We start from the raw sequence: 22,883 nt of genomic DNA on the forward strand, positions 1-22,883 counted from the left end.
AATGATGAAGTTAATCTTCAAAATTGTGAATTCGGCTTTTTTAGTTTTAATCTTCACTCTCTTCAATCTCCTCGTTCTCTTCAACGACCTTTTCTTTTTTCGTAAGTTTTTTCAGAGCCTTGACCATCTTCTTTTCAGCCTTCTGATTTAAGACTGGAAAGTAAATTCTGTTTTCTTTATCGCCATTCATTTCAATTTCCAGTCGCCTTCCGGAAAACATATAATATCCACCAGTACTATGCCCATCATAACCAATGATGCCTCTCACTTTTGTAATGGATGCGATGTCAATAGATTGAGGGGTTGAAAAAATGTTCATAGAGGTGATCTTCAAAGTCTCATCGTCCAGAGTGACTATAGCCGATCCGGACATAACTATGTAGTAAAATAGTATTACAAGTACGACGAGAAAGATGATGCTTAGTCCAAGGAAATAGCATGCTGCTGCTGAAAGCAAAACGACAAGTCCATAAATGATTGCCTCTGTCTTGGGGAAGTAGCTTATGTTTATATTGGAATCCATTAATTAGTATATATAATCCGAAAGTTATAAAGGAATTTGATAGGGTTATGAGGAATAAGTTCCCGAACCATTATTGTCAGTATTTGTTGTGACACAGAAATGGTTTTTCCGGTTTAAGTCTAAGGCTGCCTGTGAAATCTGATTCATCTCTTAACAATTTCTTTTTAAATTTGCAGTTTACTAGTTACAATGGCCCAAACAACTGAATTCCGCTTCTCTTCCGGCCCTGAGCCGCATCGTGGACGCACTCATGAGATCATGAAAAAGCATCCTCAGATCAAAAAACTGATGGGTAAAAATCCAGGCACTATCCTGGCGATCCTGGGCCTTGTTGGCGGAATGGTCGGTGGAGCTTATCTCGTGAGGGACGCTTCGTGGTGGATTGTGGTAGCCGCAGCATACATTGGTGGGGCATTTGCAAATCATGCATTATTTGTAATGATCCACGAATGCACTCATAACTTGTTATTTAAAAAGAAGGGAATGAACCTTGCAGCGGCGATTGTTGCAAACCTTCCTCACATGTTTCCAAGTGCTATTTCTTTTGTGCGCTACCATATCAAGCACCATTCATTTCAAGGTGTTCATGAATTAGACGGAGATCTTCCTGATTATTGGGAAGCGAAACTCATAAACAGTTCCTTTTTTGGAAAAGCACTCTGGCTTTTATTCTTTCCGATATTTCAGGCGATCCGTACATTCCGTTTGAAAGAGATCAAGCCTGTGGATGGATGGATCGTTGCAAACTGGATAGTTCAAATTGCATTTAATGTTGCTATCTGGGTATTCTTCGGACCAAAAGCATTCTTCTTTTTATTATTTAGCTTCTTCTTCTCCGTAGGTCTTCATCCTCTGGGGGCTCGCTGGATTCAGGAACATTACCTGACCTTGGATGAGAAACAGGAAACATATAGTTATTATGGTCCTCTGAATGCTGTAGCTTTTAACGTAGGATTTCATAACGAACATCATGATTTTCCTTCCATTCCTTGGAATAAATTGCCTGAACTGAAAAATCAAGCTCCTGAATATTATGATTCATTAAAGTCTCATAACTCCTGGACCAAACTGTTTTTCCGTTTCCTTTTTGACAAGAACATATCTCTGTACATGCGGATACTTCGCCAGGAGCGCGGCAAAGTTGCCCTAACAGATGAATCGAAACCGGATGCTGAGCTTGTGCTCGAAGGTGTAGAACGCTGATTAATCATCATGAAGAAAGTTTCGTTGATTGTAATTCTCTCGCTGGGAATTATTACAGCTTTTGCTCAGACTTCTCAGGAGCTGAGTATCCTGGAATTGTCCAAAAGGAAATTTGACTGGCTACTCAACAAGCAGTATGATTCACTTGTAAAAGTTCTGGATGATAAAGTTCAGTACATTCATTCCAATGGCTGGATTCAAAGTAAGGATGAGGTAGTGAATGATCTTAAGAGTGGTAAACTTGTATATCAAAAAGTGGAAGTGAAAGATTCCAAAGTGAGATTGTATTCCAACTCAGCGATTGTTACCGGCCTTGGAAGATTTGAAGGAGTTACTAATGGAACTGCTTTTGCGATGGATCTCCGCTATACTGAGGTTTATGTCAAAAGCGGAAACCTTTGGAAACTTGCTTCCCGTCACGCCAACAAAATGCCGTAACAGTGCGTTGCACTTCTGCATTCGACGTTGGATATTCGTCATTCCAATTAAATAATTGCAGATCACTAACACACTGAAGACGTTTTTTACAAGGAAAAGAATCATACTCTTTTTTCTTGCGATGGTATTATTGCTCTGGTACTTTTTTTCTCTTCCTCAAAAACTCTTCAATAGCTCATACTCCACTGTTCTGGAAGATCATTCCGGTCATTTACTTTCAGCAGCGATTGCTTCTGATGGACAATGGCGATTTCCCGAGATAGACACCGTTAATGAAAAATTTCAGAAAGCCATTATTGCTTATGAGGATAAACGCTTCATGAATCATCTAGGCATTGATATTCTTGCATTGGGCAGAGCGATAAGAATGAATATTCAGGCGGGTCATGTGGTTAGCGGGGGTAGTACACTTACCATGCAAACGATTCGGTTGTCAAGGAAGAATCCAGACCGCACCGTCTTTCAAAAGATCATAGAGGTAATTCTTGCCACACGTGCTGAGCTTCGCTATTCAAAAAAAGAAATCCTGCAATTCTATGCATCACATGCACCTTTCGGAGGTAATGTGGTTGGAATCGAAGCTGCATGCTGGCGCTACTTTGGAAGGAGTTCCGCGGAATTGTCATGGGGAGAAGCAGCATTGCTGGCAGTACTTCCGAATAATCCATCATTGATTCATCTTGCCAGGAACCGTGATCTTCTCAAGGCAAAGCGTAATCATCTTCTTGAAAAATTATTTCAGCAGCATGAGCTTGATGAGATCAGTTTTCAACTTGCAATAACAGAACCTATTCCTGAGAAACCTCAGCCCTTGCCACGGTATGCATCACATTTGCTGGATCAGGTGGTGAAAGCGGGGTACAGACAGAAGGTAGTGAGATCTTCTGTTGATCAGGAGATTCAGATCAGGGCAGAGCAGATAGTGGATGATCACTTTCAAAGAATACAAGCCAATCAGGTTTTTAATGCAGCTGCTTTAATTGTGGATGTAAGGTCAGGCGAAGTGCTTGCATATGTAGGAAATACAAAATCAGGAGATGACCACGAACAAAGCGTTGATGTCATCCAGGCTCCCAGAAGTACAGGCAGCATTCTTAAACCTTTCCTTTTCGCAGCCATGCTTGATGAAGGTAAAATGCTTCCTGGTACGTTGATACCTGACGTTCCAACTTTGATCAGTGGATTTGCGCCGAAGAATTTCTCACGACAGTATGACGGAGCAGTTCCTGCCGATAAGGCCCTAATCCGATCTTTAAATGTTCCAACAATTTATGAGCTTAAGGATTATCGCTATGAAAAATTTTATAGGCTTCTTCAAAGCATCGGAATGAGTACATTAAAAAAATCCCCAGACCATTATGGATTGTCGCTGGTGTTGGGAGGTGCGGAAGGTTCATTATGGGATATCACAGGAATGTATGCTTCTGCGGCACGTACACTGAATAATTATTTTCAATATCCCGGGAAGGATCGATACAATAGAATGGATTTTCATTCGCCTTTATTTACACGTACAAATTTTCCCGATACAGTTCTTGAGTCGTCCTCATACCTAAGTGCTTCATCACTCTGGCTGACATTTGAAACTTTAAAAGAATTATATCGGCCGGGTGAAGAAACCGGATGGCAGCATTTTAGCAGCACGACACCTATTGCGTGGAAGACAGGAACAAGCTTTGGATTCAGGGATGGTTGGGCAGTTGGTGTAACTCCGGATTATGCAGTAGGAGTATGGGTCGGAAATGCAGATGGTGAAGGAAGACCTGGATTAACCGGTACTGAAGCAGCAGCTCCATTAATGTTTGATCTGTTTGCTATTCTTCATGGTCAGACATGGTTTCAGAAACCTCAATCAGAATTAACAAGTGCTGCAGTATGTTCAATGAGTGGTCAACGTGCGTCATCATTGTGTGATAAGGTTGATACAGTATCAATTCCAGTAGCAGGACTGACTTCTGCTTTATGTCAATACCATAAACTAATTCATTTGTCTCCCGACATGAAATATCGTGTACACAGTGAGTGTGCATCTGTAAATGAAATGAAGTCTGTAAGTTGGTTTGTGCTCCCCGCTATTCAGGAGTATTATTTTAAGATCGGAAACTTGTACTATCGTTCGCTTCCTGCGTATCGGAATGATTGTGCTGATCCAGCATCTATCGCATCAATGGATATTATTTATCCTAAAGTCAATTCAAAAATATATCTGCCAGTACAGTTGGATGGAAAAACAAGCACTACCGTATTTGAAGCTACACATCGGAATTCCGCTTCAGTTATTTTCTGGCATATTGATGGGCACTTTCTCGGATCAACTCAAAAGAGTCATCGTTTTTCGATAGGAGCCAAACAAGGGCAGCATGTTCTTACGCTCGTAGATGACTTGGGTGAGACCATACAACGCTCATTTACCGTAATTTCAGGTGATTAACCTTCAGGAATGTAATATTTTAGCGGAAATTGAATAAATTTATAGGGTGCGCAGAATTAATATTGCAAAGTCTATTTCTAAAATCATCAGAATGAAAACGATTGGCTTGATTTCTATTTTGTTTTTTGCTCTTGTGGGGCAGGCAAACTCCCAACAAAATATACCACTGATACACAGTGGATTTGTCGTGGTAGTGGGTGCGTTTTCTGTTGAAGCAAATGCAGAAAAATGTGTCGTTTTCGCAAAGAAAAAAGGACTTACTCCCCAGGTTGAATTAAACAATTTCAAGAATTTATACTATGTTGTTGTGCTTGAAACCGAAGATCGTGATGCTGCCCTTGCTGAAGCTAAGCGCATTCGTGGAACGGGTTCATTCAGAGACACCTGGGTTTTCAGAGGAGCTGTAAAAGATCTTGCAGCTGCAGATGAACACAAAGACTTTCATCCTGTTACTGAGCAGCCAGTCATTACCGAACCGGTGGTTGAACAAGCTGAACCTGTTGTGGTTGAAGAACCTAAGAAAATGAGCGCAGCGGATTCAGCTCGTCTTGTTGAGGAAAGAATTAAAGCGGAAGTCGACAAACAGGTGATGGCTACTAAAAAGGGAGAAATTGGAAGACTTGACTATATATTCTTCTATAAGGATGCTGCTGTATTAAGACCGGAATCGAAATATGAAGTTGACAAACTTGTTCAGATTCTTAAGGACAATCCAAAGGAAGAAATTCGTATACATGGTCATACCAATGGAAATGACCCTGGTAAAATCATCAAGCGCCCTCCAACAAGCAAAGATTATTTCTCGCTGGATGGCACTGTAGAAGATTATGGTTCGGCAAAGAAACTTTCAGAGTTGCGCGCCAACGAAATCCGTGATTACCTGATCGCCCATGGCATTGACAAGAAAAGAATGACCGTTAAGGCGTGGGGCGGAAAGAAAGCTCTCTTTAAAGTCGACGATGAAAAGGCTGAAGCCAACGTTCGTGTAGAGATCGAAATTGTAAAATAACGGTCTAGTCTGGTTTAAGTCCTGATGCACTTTGCGTCAGGTATTTCTTAATTGTTATTTTAGGAAAGACAGTGAATTGCTCATTTTTTAGGCCTTAAACAAAGGGGCAGAGCTTTCAAATGCCTGCGTCGAAGGCTAAAACCCCTTCTTTATTTGCCAATTGCATCGAATTTTCGATTATTTCTTACCTTAGAGAAATTGAAATCTTTTTAAACTATGAAGGCATTAACAATTTCGTTCTGGATAATTGCGTTTTCGGCCCTCTGTACTTCGGTCGTGGCACAATCAGCACCCCAGGAATACTATGTAACTATCGGGGTTTTTGCTGTTCAGGACAATGCCGTTCGCTTTACCGCCAAAGCAAACCGGGTCGGCTTCAGTGCTCATTACGCAATTAATCCTGCCCGTAAACTCTATTATGTTTACATACTTCAGACTGCTGAAAAAAGGAAAGCGTTTGCGTTTCTTATTAAGATTAAACTTGATTCAGAGTATAAGGATGCATGGGTTTTCAATGGTCATTTGGGAGAGGATTCTATGCCGGTGGAACAACCTATTGTTGAAAAGCCTATAGTAGTAGAAAAGCCTGTGGTTGAACAACCTGTAGTAAAGGATTCTGTTGTTGAAACTCCTGTAGTTACAAAAGTAGACTCCTCAACAATTGTTAAGCCAGTTGTAAAAAAAGTAGCAAAGCATAAGTTCTTCGATTTTAAATTCCTGAATGCTGAGAACGGAAATGAAGTTAGAGGTGAGTTGCATTTTTCAGAATCAGAAAAGGCTACCCAGTATCAGGCTTATAAGGCAAATGAAATGATTGATTTGCCTGCACCAAGAAATGCATCATCGACATTGTTCATCACTACGGTAGCACCTGGTTATAAGGTTTTGGAAACAACTATCAATTATAAGGATCCGCTTCCATCTTCATCCGGCACAGGTCCTGATGGTGAGATTATCATTCCTCTTACCCTTACCCGTGCGAAGCGAGGAGATTATATAGAATTTAACAACGTCAGTTTCTATCGCAACTCAGTAGTCATGCAGCCACAATTCAAAGATGAAATGGACGGACTCGTAGATCTTATGAAGGAAAATCTGGCCTACAAAGTTAAGATCCATGGTCATTGCAATGGAACAGAATCCCGAGACATCGTCACGCTTGGAACCAGCACTAAATTCTTTGAATCAGATCCTGGGAACGTGAAAAAAACCGGTTCTGCCAAGGAATTGACAGATCTTAGAGCTGAATCTGCAAGACGATATTTGGTGTCACAAGGAATCTCAGTAGAACGCATTTCTACCAAAGGAGAAGGTGGTAAGGAAATGGTTTATCCTCAAACCAGCGTTTATGCCAACTACAATGACAGAATTGAAGTGGAGGTTATACGACACTAATATTTAAAAAATTAACTAAATAAAAAATGGAACTCTTGGGTTCCATTTTTTATTTCCGGGTTTTCAATTTTATTATGAGGTCATTGCCTTTAAAATGTCATGATGCGTGATGATGTGTGCTTTCATTGCTTCATCTCTTACAAGCAGTGCTTTGTTATTCTTATTAAGCATAGATGAAAGAACATCAAGGGTAGTATCCAGCGCAACAAATTGCATGGGCTTATCCATCAGCTCTCCAACAGAACTGTCTTTTACCGTTGGATCCTGAATGATCTTTTCAAGAAGACTTGCAGAAGCAACGCTTCCAACAAATTCCGTTCCATCTACAACGGGCACCTGATCAATTCCCTGCTGATTCATGATTTTAATAGCCTCTCCAATCTTTGCACTCTTCTTTACAGTAAACAGGCTGTCACTGTTGTTGCGATGAAGGATGATGTCGCGTGCTGAAGAAAAGATTCGTTCTTCAAGAAATCCATGATCCTTCATCCAGTTATCATTATAGACCTTGTTGAGGTAACGAGTTCCATGATCAGGAAGCAATACGACCATCATATCATCTTTCTTAAGATGCTCACGGGCATATTCCAAAGCACCATGCATAGCAGATCCACTGCTCCATCCAACAAACAATCCTTCTTCCTTCGACAATCTTCTTGCCATAATCGCACCATCCTTATCCGTTACCTTAATGAATAGGTCAATCATTTCGAAGTTCACATTCTTAGGAAGGATGTCCTCACCAAAACCCTCTGTTAGATATGGGTAGATCTCATTACGGTCAAAAATTCCGGTTTCCTTATATTTTTTAAAAACTGATCCGTAGGTGTCAACGCCAACAGTTTTAAGTTTTGAATTCTGTTGTTTTAAATATTGAGCAGTACCACACATTGATCCGCCTGTTCCTACTGTTGCAACATAATGGGTGATCTTACCACCGCTTTGCTTCCAGATTTCAGGGCCTGTCGTTTCGAAATGGGCTGCAGTATTGGATAGATTGTCGTACTGATTAGGATAGTATGAATTTGGAATATCTTTATTGAGCTTCTTGGCGATGGAGTAATATGAGCGTGGGTCGTCTGGCTCAACATTCGTTGGGCAAACGATAACTTCGGCACCTACTGCCTTAAGAATATTTATTTTTTCCTGAGACTGCTTGTCGGCCATCGTGAAGATGCATTTATAGCCTTTGGCAATTGCAGTCAAGGCAAGGCCCATTCCTGTGTTACCGGAGGTACCTTCGATAATTGTTCCTCCCGGCTTGAGAAGCCCTGCTTTCTCGGCATCCTCGATCATTTTGAGGGCCATCCTGTCTTTTGTTGAATTTCCAGGATTGAAATACTCAACCTTGACAAGGATGGTACCTGCGATTCCTGCATTCAGCTTATTGAGCTTAACCATGGGCGTATTGCCGATAGTTTCTACAATTGAGTTATAGATCATAATGTTGAATAATAGTGACGCAAGGTAATAAAAACGTCTCTTGTAAGTCGCTCGAAATGATATAAGGACTTGTGGATATTTTAAGCGGTAGCTCCCGCTAAAAGATACATTACAGCCATGCGTATGGCTACTCCATTTTCGACCTGATCGAGAATGATGGAATGGTGTGAATCCGCAGCATCGCTACTGAGCTCAACACCACGATTAATCGGCCCCGGGTGCATCAGCACGATTTCCTTTTTCAATCCATCCAGCATTTTTTTGGTGATACCGTAATAGAGTGAATATTCCCGTAAAGAAGGAAAGTACTTTATCTGTTGTCGCTCTAGTTGTATGCGTAAAACGTTTGCTACATCACACCACTCAAGAGCCTTTTGCAAATCCCATTCTGTCTTAACGCCAAGTTGTCCGATAAACTTTGGAAGCAGGGTAGGAGGTCCGCATACTAAAACTTCAGCCCCAAGTTTTTTCAGCGCGAAAATATTTGATAAGGCGACTCTTGAATGTAGAATGTCTCCTATGATCGCAACTTTCTTTCCTTTCACAGATTTTAATTTCTCACGAATAGAATAGGCATCCAGGAGTGCCTGTGTAGGATGTTCATGTGTGCCATCTCCTGCATTGATGATGTTTGCTTTTATATGTTTAGATAAAAAGTGTGCGGCTCCTACGCTGGCATGTCGCATTACGATCATGTCAACCTTCATGGCGAGGATATTGTTAACAGTGTCTAAAAGTGTTTCGCCTTTCTTAACCGAACTATTGGAGGCTGAAAAGTTTATCACATCTGCGGAAAGTCTCTTTTGAGCCAGTTCAAAAGAAAGTCTTGTACGTGTGGAATTTTCAAAAAATACGTTGGCAATGGTTACATCCCGCAAGGAAGGAACTTTCTTTATAGGGCGATTGATAACTTCTTTAAAAGTGTCAGCAGTTTCAAAAATAAGTTCAATGTCATCGCGCGTAATATTCTTGATTCCTAGCAAGTGCGGCTGACTGAGTCGTGACATAAGTTTCAATCTTTATTAATGAGCCAAATTTTATTATGCTTCTGATCGGCATCCAGTTCCACCAGTACACGCTGACTTTCTAAAGTGTCTACGTATTTGCCTACATAGTCAGCAGATATTGGTAATTCACGTGTGTGCTTGCGGTCGATCAATACGAGAAGCTCCACTTTTTCAGGGCGACCGAAAGCGATCATAGCATCTAATGCAGCGCGAACGGTACGGCCGGTATAGAGAACATCGTCGATTACCACCACCTTCTTTCCCTCAATAAGAAATGGGACTCTTGTTTCACTCGCCTTGGCGGGAATATCACGACGGCGGAAATCGTCCCTATGAAAAGTGGTGTCCAGATATCCGAGCGGAATTTGTTTTTTGCTAAGCGCGGATAGTTTTTCCTGAAGCCATTCGGCCAGAAATATCCCCCGGGGTTGGAGGCCTAATAAAATAGTATGTTCGAAATCCCCGTGATTCTCTATTAATTCCTGGCAAAGACGATCAAGGGTGATAGTTAGGAGATCAGAATCAAGAATGAGCTTTTTCTGCATGCCGTGAGGCAAATATAGAAGTTATTTCACGATTCATAACGCTTATTTGTAAGTCAGCTTGTTAACATAGAAGATTTTTCTTTCACTGCCTCCGGTACTTACAATTTGAATTCCATAAGCATAAAAATGTTCCCCATACCAATAATCCAACTGTTCTCCCACAATGCTCTTGGGGTCTATCTTTTGATTGGGATTGGTTTTAATGTCATCCTGACTTTTCCCTTCCAGGACCTGTGAATCATTGATGATTTTTGTGCGGAGTTTATTTTTGAAAAGATACATCATGACAATCCTGTCTTTTTCAGGCTTGACCTCCACAAATTGCTCGAGTTGCATGGTCTTCACATCATTGATCTCAAAGCTATTGTCCCATTGAATTGATCCTGTCTTGTCGAATCCGACGACTACAGCATGGGTATATTGATAGCCATCGAAAACCATCTCACCTCTCATATTCGGGGAATTGTAAAAACCTGAAGCGGCAGTCTGATAAAAACTTCTTGTCTGAAGATTTGAATTATTCGGATAGGCGTAGTGTGGATAAAATGCCTCACCCGTCATTATGTATTGATCCTTGTAGGGAATGATCTCATGAATCAAAAAACGGTAATTGAACTTAATCTTTTTTCCATGAATTTTCCTTCTTTCAATTCTTTCTTTGATCCTCTTTTGACGTCGAACTTTCATGTAGCTGAAAAAATTATCCAACTCAGAAAAGTTGTAGTATCGTATAGAATACTCACCAACTGGATTAATACCAGCAACAAATATTCCCCGTGACAGATCTGAGAAACGACCATAAACGCCGGCGACGATCTGATCCCCATTCGAAAGTCTGACAGATCGGCCAAACAGTAATTGGTAATTTTTATCGACGTCAGGCTGCACAATAGTAGTCTTGATCAGTTCTCCCTGTGAGTCATAATTCCTGATCCAAAGCGATTTCTTTTTTTGAAGATTCCGGGCGCAGACCACTACATCAACACTTCCGTCACTATAAGGCTTCAGTTGATCTAATTCCCCTTCTTCATTTAAAAATCCGGGAAGGATCTTTGAGGTCTGAAGAGTAAAGTTGTAATACAATACAAGTGGTCGATAATTAAAATACCCCCCGATCATTGCTGCCTGACTATTGATTGTAAACTGAGTAGGATTAAAGGGAATGAGATTCTTTACCAAGTATGTACTGAACTTTCCATCATTCACACGAACAGAAATAATTTGAAAGTCGCCGCCCAGATAAAAGCGATGTTTAAAAAGAATGAAAAGTATACCGTTGCTGTACTCAGCGTGGATCAGGGTTAAATTTCTGGGAACTCCAATATAACCTCTCCATCCCTCAATGAAAGAAGTATCTACCTTTATCAATTCAAGTTTATCTTCTTCACGACCTGGAATGATACGATAGATAATAAGGCCATTTTTTTCAATACCAATTGCTTTGAACTTCTCAGCATTGGAATCTTCGTTAATAGGAATCTCTATCCTGCCTTCCAGCAATACCTGAGCAGAAAGGGTAAGGAAACTTACGAAACCTAAAAAAGTAATGAGCAGAGTTTTACTCCACTGTGATTCGATTAACATAAAAAACTCTTCGCACCTTATCCGATACACGTGTTTTATCCCTGATTGTCTGATAACCCCAAACATAGAAATGCTCTCCAAACCAGTGGCGAGTTGAACCTTCCTGAGTTTGATCAAATTTGAGTTCATCATTAAAGCTATTAAGCTTTATTTTTGTCTGATTGACAGTCGGTTTATCATCATCAGCCCGAAGCTCCTCCTGATAAAAGATGTCATTGTCTTTTTTGTAAAGAAGAAATATGCTGTCTTGCTTTAATACAAAATCACCTGTCTGTTCAATTCCGTTAGATCTTACATTATCAAGTTTGATACTTGCTGACTTCTGTACATTACCATTGGGATCTATCTGAACCACCAGGCTTTCAAACATTTGAACTTCAAGATGTGGTGAAGATCGGGCTGTTGGATAAGGTGAAGCATAAGATGGATTGTACATATTGTAGCCTGAACCATAGCCATAGTACGGTGAGCCCAATGTATTGGCTGGATATGAATTTGTCCTCCAATAGTTATTTGAATTGACCTGATTGGAACGATACACTTCTGCCAATAAAAAGAAACCGTTTGATCGCTCTTCTATTCGAACTGGCAACACGGATGCTGTGAAGTTGGGAAGCAGACCCTGCGTCTTTAGCTTCTGGGACTTGTTTTTTATATCTTCTGCGCGCTTTGGTCCTAGATAATCCAGAAAATGATCCATCGATGCGAAATCAATATAGTTTACCATTTGTTCGGAGAATGGGTCTACAACAGAAGAAAAAAGTCCAAGTGCCTCACGACCGGAACCTTCGGCATAGGTGCCCACAATCATCAGCTCATCACGCTCCAAGACACTTGTGATGCCATTGAGAACTGAATATCGCGGATCGATGTCAATGTTATCATCGATCAGAAGATTTCCCTGATGATCAAAAGTGCGAACACCAAGAATGGTTTTATCCCGATCTTTTCGCTCAGCCAAAAGAATGTTGAAGCTTTCATTTTGATTAGCTCGAACATCTAACAACTTTGTGTCGCGCATGAATAATCCTGGCAACACTTTAGGGTGACTGCTTGATCGGTCATACAGCAGCACAGCAGGTTCGCTGTTGATATACCCACCAAATATTCCGCTGCTTCCTGACATGGTGAAGTGAGTTAGCTTGAAATCAATTTCAAATTTCACATCGTCATGACTGACTTTTTGTTCAACAAAATTGATGGTGAACAATTGAAAATTGTAGTAAGAAGATTCTCCCTCACGGAATAGGAAATAAACGTGATTGGTATTGTATTCAAATCCTACAAGAAGCGCGCGATTGTTTAATTCAATATCTGTTGACCAGATTTTGGAGAGAGTGGAATCCAGAATTTCAATCAACCATTTTTTTTGACCTTGTAATGATTCTTCATCATCACTTATCAATGCGAGGCCTTCTTTCTTAAGAGAAACAACCATTGGCCCCTGTTCTGATCCCTTGATCTCTTTCTCAAAACGAAATGGTTGACTTAACTGAGCTTTAGCAATAGAAACTGCGATGAGGCATGTCCAGAAAAAAAGAAAAGTGACTTTGAGTTTCAAGGTTTAGAGCTTAGTTCCATTATTTTATCAAATTCTGATTTCAAAACAGGCTGTACAGATAATCTTGCAACTTTAACGAGTACCATTTGTTGAAGAGATTTATCCTGTTTTACTTTCGCAAGACTGACGGGATTTTTCAGTGCTTTATCAGGGGCAAGATCCACGGCTACCCAATCAGGTTCTTTAGGTTCAGGATATGATTCGCGAACCACGGTGGATATACCAACAACTGCCTTTTCTTCTCCAGTATGGTAAATAAGCGCTTTATCACCCAATTTCATATTCTTGAGATGGTTCCTTGCTTGAAAATTCCTCACCCCGTCCCAGACAGCTTTTTTGTCACGAATCAGATCGTTCCAGGAAAAAGTTTCAGGTTCAGTTTTTAACAGCCAGTAATTCATGATGAAAATTTTTTCTGCTTCTAAAATAGTAAATAGATGGGTGAAAAAATCAGTTTACAACCTACCCCCGCTAAGGGTATTCTTCATCAAAGTGGTAAATTTGAATTTATGGTAACTGCCGGATGAAGATTCTTATACTACGCTTTTCTTCCATTGGAGATATTGTGCTGACAACACCTGTTGTACGTACTCTCAAAACCCAACTGGAGGATTCGGCCATACATTACGCAACAAAAATTCAGTATCGTGAATTGTTTGAAGTAAATCCTTACATCGACAGGATGCATTTTCTGAAAGACAATCTTTCGGAGTTTATAACAGAATTGAAAAAGGAAAATTTTGATTACGTAATTGATCTGCATCACAACCTCAGGACACTCAGAATCAAAAGAGCTTTAAATGTGAAGTCCTTCAGTTTTAAGAAACTTAATATTGAAAAATGGCTGATCGTTAATCTGAAGATCAACAAGCTCCCCAATATTCATATCGTTGAGAGGTATATGGAAACCGTAAAATCTCTCGGCGTCAGGCAGGATGCATTAGGGTTGGATTATTTTATTCCTGAGAAGGATGAAGTGCCTCTAGAATGGTTGCCTGAAGCCTTTAGAAAGGGATATATCGTTTATGCGATCGGTGCACAGCACAACACAAAAAAACTTCCGCTGAACAGGATGATTGAATTATGCGACAAGATAAACCAACCTGTGATTTTACTAGGGGGTAAGGAAGATGTCGAGAATGGAGAAGCTATAGCCAGATTTTTCACCACAAATCCTGAGGATATTGAAGGTGAAGGAATTCTGCAGCAAATGAATAAGAAGACCATTGTCTATAATGCCTGCGGGAAATTCAATCTGAATCAGTCAGCTAGTCTTGTTAAACAGTCCCGTTATGTCTTCACCCACGACACTGGTTTGATGCATATTGCGGCGGCGTTCCGAAAGGAAATTTTCAGTATTTGGGGGAGCACAATTCCCGCATTTGGAATGTATCCGTACCGCACCAAATTCACCATTTTTGAGAATTCCAGACTGGATTGCCGCCCCTGCTCCAAGATTGGGTTCAATAAATGCCCCAAAGGCCATTTTAAATGCATGAACGACCTCGTTTTTGACTTTTATTTGCCCTAAAAACAGGTTACTATTTACGAAAAGAGCATATTGAATCATTGACCTTTTGTACCTTTACCAAAAGTGTGATTTTGCCAAAAACCGGATTCCATGACCTTTAAGTCTTTAGCTGCAAGCGTTATTCTGTTGTTTTTTGTGATGGCGGTTGCAGAGGCACAAATTACGTCGACTACGAGCGGTCCATGGAACGTGGGAACCACCTGGTTGGGCGGAATTGTCCCTGGTGCCGCAGATAATGTACTGATAACCAGCAATCACGTTATCGATGTCACAGCAGATGCTGCCAGCAATAATCTTACGATCGAAAGTACTGCCAGATTAAACTTTACAGGGGCAGGTCCCAACACACTTGCCGTAGGCGGAAACCTGACTATGAATGGCAATACGTCCATCACAGGTACAAGTAATGCACATATCCTCAATATAGCCGGTGCTTTTTTAGTTCCAGGCGGGCAATCTGCAGGATTAGGATCCATCCGTTTCACCGTTACCGGAACAACATCGATTGGAGGATACTTTCAATTCACAACTACCGGAACCGGTATCAAAACTTTTAATAACACCATTGATGTTGCTGCTGGTGGAACATGGGATAACGTTATCGGTGAAGACCTTATCGTTAACTGTAACCTTGTCAACAGTGGATTCTGGCCAGCTTCCACATCAGGAACAGGTATACATACTGTAACTACAACTGGAACTACGTATTCTTATTCAGGTCCCAAGCTGATCAATATCAATGAATTGAGATTGACCATCGGGGCATCAACCACGATTAATAATTTTGGTTTACTAGCCCTTACAAAGGTAGGTGGTAATGTGTTGAACGTCGGATCAGGCAGGAGATTCAACAACGGTGATGGCGTAAGAGGAGTGATTCTTTATATCGCCGGAAGCGGAACTATAACTGGTACTGGTATCATTGATTTTTCAAGAGTCAACAGTACAGTTGATTATAATTATGCAGGCAATCAATCTGTGTATGGAACGGCTTATAACAGACTAACGATCAGTACCTCGGGCACTAAAACCCTTGCATCAGGTACCTCTTCAGTTACAAACACTTTAACAACATCTGGTACTGCTGTATTTGATGTCGCGACAAACGCACTCACAGGGGCGGCGAATCTTATCATGACAGGAACGTCTGGTATTAGTTTCGCAAGGAACTCTGTAACGCTTCCTGAATTGACCGGAACAGCGAATGATTTTGCTGCAGGAACCACAGTAACTTTCAATGGAACGGGTACACAGACACCAAAAGGAAGTTCGGCAACCAATCCATCAACCACCAACACCTATCCTTATCAGAACGTAAACATCAGTGGTGCATCAGGATCTCCAAATGTTGTTTCAACAGCAATGACATTGATTCGTGGGAACCTGAATTTTTCCAACATCGGAAGGATGACATTGAATCCTGTGATGACGGTTGGGGGAACACTTTCCTATAACTCTTCTGCAACGCAAAGTATGAGTAATGACCTTACTGTAGGAAGTCTTATTCTTTCTAATGGTGTATTGAACTACTCTAATCGGACGATTACAGTAAATGGTACAAATGGATTCTGGACATACAACGGTGGCGGAAACTTTGTCAACAACTCTAGTAACGTAATCTTTACAACAGGAACAAATCAGATTATTGGTGGAACTACAAGTACAGGTTTTGCTAACCTTACAATCAACAATCCAAATGATGTTAGGCTTGGTGTTGATATTTCTGTTAACACTTCCCTTAACCTTCTATCCAATCATATCATCACAGGCGTATACAGCGTCTATGTTTCCGGCGGAGCCCCAGTTTCCAGAACGACAGGTTTCGTTGATGGTAATCTGAAGAAAGATGTTTCCTCTCCAACACTAACAAATCCTACATATGAAATCGGATCCGGCACTACATACGCGCCGGCAACCCTGAGTCTTACAGGCATCTCAACAGTAGGTTCGATCACAGTTTCAACCATAGCAGGAGATCATCCTGGAATTGGATCCTCTAATATTCAACCATCCAAGACAGCTAATCGCTACTGGTCTATCAAGAACCAGGATGCGGTATTCACCTCATTCGATGCAATATTTACGTTCGATCCTTCTGACCTTGATGGTGGTGCTAATACTGCAAATTTTCAAACCAAATGGACAGCAAATGGCTTCCTTTGGAACACAACAACGGCAGGAGCAAGAACAGCAACTTCGACACAAATCGTAGGAGAGCCTGCTTCCACATTACCTCCTTCAAATACTTCTGCTGATTTTCAGGTTGGTGAATTGATTGTGCTTTCAAACATTTTCAACAGACTTACAGGAACGCGTATCTGGAATGATAAGACCACCTGGATTGAGCATTTAACAGGAACTGTGACATTTGATGGTTCGGCAAATGTTGTTGGATCAGGAGGAACTCTTTTCCTTTCAGAACTTGTCACAGGTGACGTAATTATGCTTCAAACTTCTGCAGGAACAGTAAGAGGAACGGTCTTGTCAATTGCAAACGATACGCAGCTTACTTTGACGGCTGTAGCAGGGGCAGCCTCCGGTGCCTATGGAAGACAACGTATTCCAAATCTGGCAACGGATGTTGTAACGATAGGCAATCCGTTAATCGCTGATGCGACAACGACCATTCAGTATGACATGCCTTCCGCAACAACGATCAATACGATTAACATCAACACATCCTCTTCTCCAAGAACAACCGCGCAGATATTGACACACACCACTACCAACTTGCTGACAATCCAGACCAATGCTATGGTAAATCAGCCAGGAGGGGCCGCAACTGATGCATGGAATATTAATGCAGGAACTGCCAGCGTGCTTGGAACACTTACCATTGGAAGCGCAGTGAATAACAACGCCAGAATTGCAAGGGTTAACATTTCGACTGGAACATTGAATGTTGGAAGTCTTGTATTCAATACGACAGGCAACGCTTCCAACGAAGCAACTGCAGTTCTTAATCTTTCAGGAGCTGGAATTGTAAATCTTTCGGGAGCTGTGAGCTTTACGAATAATCTGGGAACACTTTCTCCAGGCACTTCCAGTACGTTCAACTTTAATGGTACTGCAGGTCAGCTTCTGATCTTCCCATCAAACGCGCCGGCCACCTGGCACTACAATAACTTATTGTTTAATAACTCCAGCGTCGCCGGTGTTTCAATTAGTCCATCCGGTCAGGATATTACTCCTGCCAATGTTACAGGAGATGTAAGAATTCAAACAGGGACTTTATTTACCAGTGATGATACTGACATTACAGGAAACCCTGGAGAGACATTTCAAATAGATCCCGGTGCTACTTTCTGGATGACCGGAAGTGCCAGTAGTTTTCCTACGGTTTTCTCAACATCGTTGGGAACAGTAGCCCCTTTTGGAACAGTGAAGTATGAACAGGTAGCTCCTAATCCCATCAGTATACCAGCAGAGGCTTTTGGAAATCTTGAAGTACTCTATTCAGGTAACAATTATGAATTGTCTCCTACAGGCACCTCTGTGGCTGGAAATCTAACTATTGGAAACGGAACCTCAACTCCAACCTTGAGAGGAGATGGAAGTAGCAATACCACTGCCTTTACGGTTACTGGTGATGTGATTATCAATACAGGAGCAAAAATAGATGCCAACACAAGTCCGGGACGCATTCAGAGTTTTACCGTGGGGGGTAACTGGACGAACAATGGAACTTTCTTGCCATCAACGACTGGATCTGATGTTGGTGTTATTTTCGATGCAAATGGTCCAATGCAACCTCAGATCATCAGTGGCACGGCAACTGAAACATTCTATAAATTAACAATTAACGGAACCTCAACAGATCTTGTTCAGATGAACAAGGGTGTTACAGTCAATAATCAATTGACACTTACTAACGGGGGTCTGGATCTGAACGGAAATCAGATTAATGTTACGAACGCATCCACTTCATCTATCACCCGCACATCAGGATATATCATAAGCGAAAAAACAACCGCACCTTATAGTGAAGTTAAATGGGCTACAGGCAATCTTACAGGCGCCTTTGTTTTCCCATTTGCTAAATCCTCTACAGAATACATTCCTGTGACCTATAACATTACCAGTGCGGGTTCTGCTGCCTCAACCCTGACGGTTTCAACTTATGCTACTCCAGCCAACAATACTCCACTCCCTGCTACTGTGACCAATCTAAATGGTACCAGTGGAGGTAATTCAGTTGTTGACAGATTCTGGATATTAACTCCATCAACGAATGTCGTACGCCCAACAGCCACATTGACATTTACGGCGCTTGCAAGTGAGAAACCTGGATCTATTCCAACCCTTCCTGGCACCGGAATTACGGGCCAAAGCTGGAGCGCTTCCAACTATTGGAATGCACCATCAGCGGGTCAATCCTTTAATAATAATGCTCCTGCAGCCGGATTCTTTCAGGTAACAATACCAGGTCAACTGATGCCTAATAATCTTTCTCCATGGGCACTTACAGACGCAGCAATTATCCTTCCGATTAAACTTGTGAGTTTTACAGCCGCAAGCCATAACGGATTGGTTGAGCTTAATTGGAGAACAGAAACTGAATTAAGAAATGATTTCTTTACCGTTCAAAAATCAGAAAGTGGTGAAGAATTCTCTGATGTTGTGGAAGTAAAGGGTGCGGGGACTTCCACGGTGCCAAGAAGCTATACAGCATATGACCATCAGCCGGTGATTGGTAAATCATACTACAGACTGAAACAAACTGACTTTGATAAGAATTACTCATATAGTAAAATAGTTTCTGTGGAGGTTAAGGAAGCATTAAGTATTTATCCTAACCCTTCCAATGGAAGTGAGATTAACATCAGTTTCCTGAAAGAAAATCTTGGTAAGGATGCGCTTGTTAAAATTCAGGATATCAGTGGTAAGGAGCTAAGTCAGAACGTTATCAGAAATCTTGATTCAAAACAGGTCAGGATGGAAATGACACAGCAACTGGCACCTGGATTATACATCATCTCAATTGCAGTTGGTCAGGATGTACTTAGGCAAAAAATTGTAGTGAGATAATAATTCTGAAATGAGTATTAAAAAAAGGACCTCGATGCTCGAGGTCCTTTTTTTATGCGCGATTTTGTCACTCTATTCTTAATATGCTCTTACCAATCTTCCTTCCATGTAGTTAACGTATGATTTATTAGCTACGAGCATACCTCCTGGTGTTGGATAATCTCCTGTAAAATACCAGTCCCCTGAATGATTAGGAATTCCTTTATGAAGAGCTTCTACTGTCTGGAAAACCACCTTTAACTCTGCTTTCATGTCAGGAGGCTTGACGATCTCAGAAATCTTGTCGGAGATCTGTTCATAGGTAAATTGTTCGTAAAGCTTTTTGACGTGATTGATCGGTTCCTTGATTAATGCTGACTGCAGACATTGCTCATAAACTTCACCCAATAAATAATCTTTGCCATGCTCTTTTAAGAGTTCTATGACCGCTCTGAAAGCAACAAAATCGCCCATACGGCTCATATCGATGCCATAGCAATCCGGAAAACGGATTTGTGGTGCGGAAGATACCACTACAATCTTCTTTGGACCCAGCCTGTCTAAAAGCCTGAGAATACTTTTCTCAAGCGTAGTACCTCTGACAATTGAATCATCAATTACGACCAAAGTGTCCTTATCCCGATTTACAACTTCGTAAGTGGTGTCGTAAACGTGAGCAACCATCTCATCGCGATGATCATCATCGGCAATGAAGGTCCTAAGCTTTGCATCCTTGATGACAATTTTTTCAATTCGTGGACGGAACGCAAGTATGTCCTCCAGCGAATCAACAGAAGGTTTGCCGTCAACAATGATATCTGTCTGCTTTCTGATGAGATAATTCTCCACCTCTGCCATCATTCCGTAAAAGGCCGTTTCTGCAGTATTAGGAATATAAGAGAAGACTGTATTCTTAAGATCAAAATTGATGGCTTTCAGCACCTGAGGCACCAAAAGCTTTCCGAGCATTTTTCTTTCGCGATAAATGTCCGGATCGTTTCCTCTGGAGAAATAAATACGCTCAAAGCTGCAGGATTTTTTCTCTCCGGACGGCACGATGCTATGCTGGGCATATTCTCCACTCTTTGTAATGATAAGAGCGTGCCCCGGTTTTATTTCTTCTATCTGATTGTATTCAATATTGAAAGCGGTCTTAATGGCAGGCTTTTCGGAAGCAACGACTACCACTTCTTCATCTGCATAAAAATAAGCTGGTCTGATTCCGTTAGGATCACGAACAACAAAAGCAGATCCCGATCCAATCATTCCGGCCATAGTGTAGCCACCGTCAAAATCCTTGCAAGCTCTTTTCAGCATGCTTGCCAGATCAATTTCATTCTCAATAATGTCTGAAACTTCCTTATTCGTGAATTGATCCTTGTACTTTTCAAACTGAGTCTGAACTTCTTCATCCAGAAAGTGTCCGATCTTTTCCATCACGGTGACGGTGTCAACTTTTTCCTTTGGATGCTGACCGAGATTCACGAGGATGTCAAAAAGCTCGTCGACATTTGTCATGTTGAAGTTTCCTGCCATTACAAGATTCCGACTGCGCCAGTTGTTCTGTCTCAGGAAGGGATGAACATTTTCAATGCTGTTAAAGCCGTGAGTTCCATAGCGAAGGTGTCCAAGCCAAAGTTCACCACTGAAGGAAAGATGCCTTTTCAGCCACTTTTCATTATGAAATTTCTCTTTACCCTCCTTCTGGGCTTTTTTATATTTTTTCCCGATTTTTTTGAAGAGGTTAGCTACTGGCTGGCTTTTCATAGAGCGATAGCGGCTGATATAGCGCAGTCCAGGCTCCTGATCAATCTTGATATTGGCAATTCCGGCTCCATCCTGACCGCGATTATGCTGTTTTTCCATCAGGATGTACATTTTGTTCATCCCATAGGTAGGACCGTACTTCTCAATGTAATAGGAAAGAGGCTTGCGCAGCCTGACCAGCGCTATGCCACATTCGTGTAGAATTGAATCGCTCATCAGTATCTAAAAGACAAAGTTAATTTTATTCATTCAACTGATCAAAAAAGCTGTGCCGAATGGTCGATAAACAACCATAACCCACTGCGGGTCAAAAAGATTCGTCTGGGAATATTTTGAACGGCTTCCGATTCAACGGTTTGCGGGTAGAAATAATTATTTTCGCGATTATTTTCAATTATGGTTCAAACGGATATTATTATCATCGGAGCAGGTCCTGTAGGCATTTTTACGGTTTTTGAGGCTGGCCTTTTAAAACTCAGATGTCACCTTATCGATTCTTTACCACAGCCCGGTGGACAGCTTATCGAGATATATCCTAAAAAGCCTATTTATGATATTCCTGGATACCCAATTATCAATGCAGGCGATCTTGTCAACCGCCTCATGGAACAAAGTGCTGTGTTTAAGCCCGGCTTCACCCTCGGTGAAACAGTCGTGGACCTGGAGGAGATTGGAGACAATCAGTTTTTAGTAACCACTAATCGTGGCACTCAGCATAAGGCTCCAGTTGTAATCATAGCTGGTGGATTAGGAGTTTTTGAACCCAGAAAACCTCCGATTGAAAACCTGGAAATGTTTGAGGATAAAGGTGTTGAATACATCATTAAGGACCCTGAATTTTACAAGGGAAAAAGAGTTGTAATTTCTGGTGGCGGAGATTCAGCACTTGACTGGACAATCTATCTGGCTGAAAATAAAATTGCCTCTGAGATATCACTTGTACATAGAAGAACTTCTTTTCGTGGACATCTTGATTCCGTTCAAAAGGTAATGGATCTCGCCAATGAGAAAAGAATAAATCTTATCACTGATGCGGAAGTAAGTGCAATTAATCCAACAGCATCGGGTTCCGTGGGTTCTGTGTTAATCAAGCATACCAGTCTTGGAGATATCATTAAAGAGACGGATCACTTTATTCCTCTATTTGGATTAACTCCAAGTCTGGGGCCGATTGCTAATTGGGGATTGGAAATTGAAAAGAACGCTGTGAAAGTAGATACCTTCGATTATTCTACAAATCGAAAAGGTATCTATGCGGTAGGAGATATTAATACCTATCCGGGCAAGCTTAAATTAATATTATCAGGATTTCATGAAGGAACACTGGCGGTACAATCTGCTTTTGCCAAAATTTATCCCAATAAAAAGAACGTATTGAAATACACCACTGTTAATGGTGTCAGTGGATTCTGATCATTTTGAAATGATCATTCAGAATA

The 22,883-nt window shown here is 41.2% G+C and carries 16 protein-coding genes; 8 read left to right on the forward strand and 8 right to left on the reverse strand.

The window, feature by feature from the left end:
- Positions 1-46 precede the first annotated feature (46 nt).
- Positions 47-523 carry a hypothetical protein gene (locus HOP08_13070; GenBank protein NOT75850.1) on the reverse strand — a complete coding sequence of 159 codons (477 nt, stop codon included), beginning with the start codon at positions 521-523 and terminating at the stop codon, positions 47-49.
- Between the two features lie 189 nt (positions 524-712).
- Between HOP08_13070 and HOP08_13075 the strand changes: the two genes are divergently transcribed.
- The 5 genes from HOP08_13075 (at position 713) to HOP08_13095 (ending at position 6,999) form a co-directional block, all read left to right on the forward strand.
- Positions 713-1,726, forward strand: a complete 1,014-nt coding sequence (locus tag HOP08_13075; protein ID NOT75851.1) for a fatty acid desaturase — start codon at positions 713-715, stop codon at positions 1,724-1,726.
- A 9-nt stretch (positions 1,727-1,735) separates the two neighbouring features.
- Positions 1,736-2,164, forward strand: coding sequence for a nuclear transport factor 2 family protein (locus HOP08_13080; GenBank protein NOT75852.1), 429 nt, complete (start codon positions 1,736-1,738; stop codon positions 2,162-2,164).
- A 121-nt stretch (positions 2,165-2,285) separates the two neighbouring features.
- Positions 2,286-4,595 carry a penicillin-binding protein 1C gene (pbpC, locus tag HOP08_13085; GenBank protein NOT75853.1) on the forward strand — a complete coding sequence of 770 codons (2,310 nt, stop codon included), beginning with the start codon at positions 2,286-2,288 and terminating at the stop codon, positions 4,593-4,595.
- A gap of 91 nt (positions 4,596-4,686) precedes the next feature.
- Complete coding sequence (locus HOP08_13090; GenBank protein NOT75854.1) at positions 4,687-5,604, forward strand: OmpA family protein; 918 nt, start codon at positions 4,687-4,689, stop codon at positions 5,602-5,604.
- A gap of 216 nt (positions 5,605-5,820) precedes the next feature.
- Positions 5,821-6,999: an OmpA family protein gene (locus HOP08_13095; protein ID NOT75855.1), complete on the forward strand. Its 1,179-nt coding sequence runs from the start codon at positions 5,821-5,823 to the stop codon at positions 6,997-6,999.
- Positions 7,000-7,071: 72 nt separating this feature from the next.
- On the opposite strand, the gene HOP08_13100 is transcribed toward HOP08_13095, so the two are convergent.
- The 6 genes from HOP08_13100 to HOP08_13125 all read right to left on the reverse strand — a co-directional run bounded on the left by HOP08_13100 (position 7,072) and on the right by HOP08_13125 (position 13,540).
- On the reverse strand, positions 7,072-8,442 hold the full coding sequence (locus tag HOP08_13100) for a pyridoxal-phosphate dependent enzyme (protein NOT75856.1): 1,371 nt from the start codon (positions 8,440-8,442) through the stop codon (positions 7,072-7,074).
- An 80-nt stretch (positions 8,443-8,522) separates the two neighbouring features.
- On the reverse strand, positions 8,523-9,449 hold the full coding sequence (locus HOP08_13105) for an aspartate carbamoyltransferase catalytic subunit (protein NOT75857.1): 927 nt from the start codon (positions 9,447-9,449) through the stop codon (positions 8,523-8,525).
- 5 nt (positions 9,450-9,454) lie between these two features.
- Positions 9,455-9,994: a bifunctional pyr operon transcriptional regulator/uracil phosphoribosyltransferase PyrR gene (gene pyrR, locus HOP08_13110; GenBank protein NOT75858.1), complete on the reverse strand. Its 540-nt coding sequence runs from the start codon at positions 9,992-9,994 to the stop codon at positions 9,455-9,457.
- Between the two features lie 42 nt (positions 9,995-10,036).
- On the reverse strand, positions 10,037-11,578 hold the full coding sequence (locus HOP08_13115; GenBank protein NOT75859.1) for a hypothetical protein: 1,542 nt from the start codon (positions 11,576-11,578) through the stop codon (positions 10,037-10,039).
- Positions 11,553-13,139 carry a hypothetical protein gene (locus HOP08_13120; protein NOT75860.1) on the reverse strand — a complete coding sequence of 529 codons (1,587 nt, stop codon included), beginning with the start codon at positions 13,137-13,139 and terminating at the stop codon, positions 11,553-11,555. The genes HOP08_13115 and HOP08_13120 overlap by 26 nt, the downstream gene beginning before the upstream one ends.
- The gene (locus HOP08_13125; protein ID NOT75861.1) at positions 13,136-13,540 is read right to left on the reverse strand and encodes an EVE domain-containing protein; all 405 of its coding nucleotides are present in this window, start codon (positions 13,538-13,540) and stop codon (positions 13,136-13,138) included. Before HOP08_13125 ends, HOP08_13120 begins: the two co-directional genes overlap by 4 nt.
- Before the next feature lie 122 nt (positions 13,541-13,662).
- Here HOP08_13125 and HOP08_13130 point away from each other — a divergent pair, with 122 nt between their 5' ends.
- On the forward strand, positions 13,663-14,670 hold the full coding sequence (locus tag HOP08_13130; protein NOT75862.1) for a glycosyltransferase family 9 protein: 1,008 nt from the start codon (positions 13,663-13,665) through the stop codon (positions 14,668-14,670).
- Between the two features lie 90 nt (positions 14,671-14,760).
- The gene (locus HOP08_13135; GenBank protein NOT75863.1) at positions 14,761-19,698 is read left to right on the forward strand and encodes a T9SS type A sorting domain-containing protein; all 4,938 of its coding nucleotides are present in this window, start codon (positions 14,761-14,763) and stop codon (positions 19,696-19,698) included.
- A gap of 78 nt (positions 19,699-19,776) precedes the next feature.
- On the opposite strand, the gene HOP08_13140 is transcribed toward HOP08_13135, so the two are convergent.
- Positions 19,777-21,660 (reverse strand): amidophosphoribosyltransferase, encoded by a 1,884-nt coding sequence (locus tag HOP08_13140; GenBank protein NOT75864.1) that lies wholly within the window; start codon positions 21,658-21,660, stop codon positions 19,777-19,779.
- 180 nt (positions 21,661-21,840) lie between these two features.
- On the opposite strand from HOP08_13140, the gene HOP08_13145 reads away from it, so the two are divergent.
- Positions 21,841-22,857 carry an NAD(P)/FAD-dependent oxidoreductase gene (locus HOP08_13145; GenBank protein ID NOT75865.1) on the forward strand — a complete coding sequence of 339 codons (1,017 nt, stop codon included), beginning with the start codon at positions 21,841-21,843 and terminating at the stop codon, positions 22,855-22,857.
- Positions 22,858-22,883: the final 26 nt, after the last annotated feature.

The organism is Cyclobacteriaceae bacterium, from assembly GCA_013141055.1.
GTDB lineage: Bacteria > Bacteroidota > Bacteroidia > Cytophagales > Cyclobacteriaceae > ELB16-189.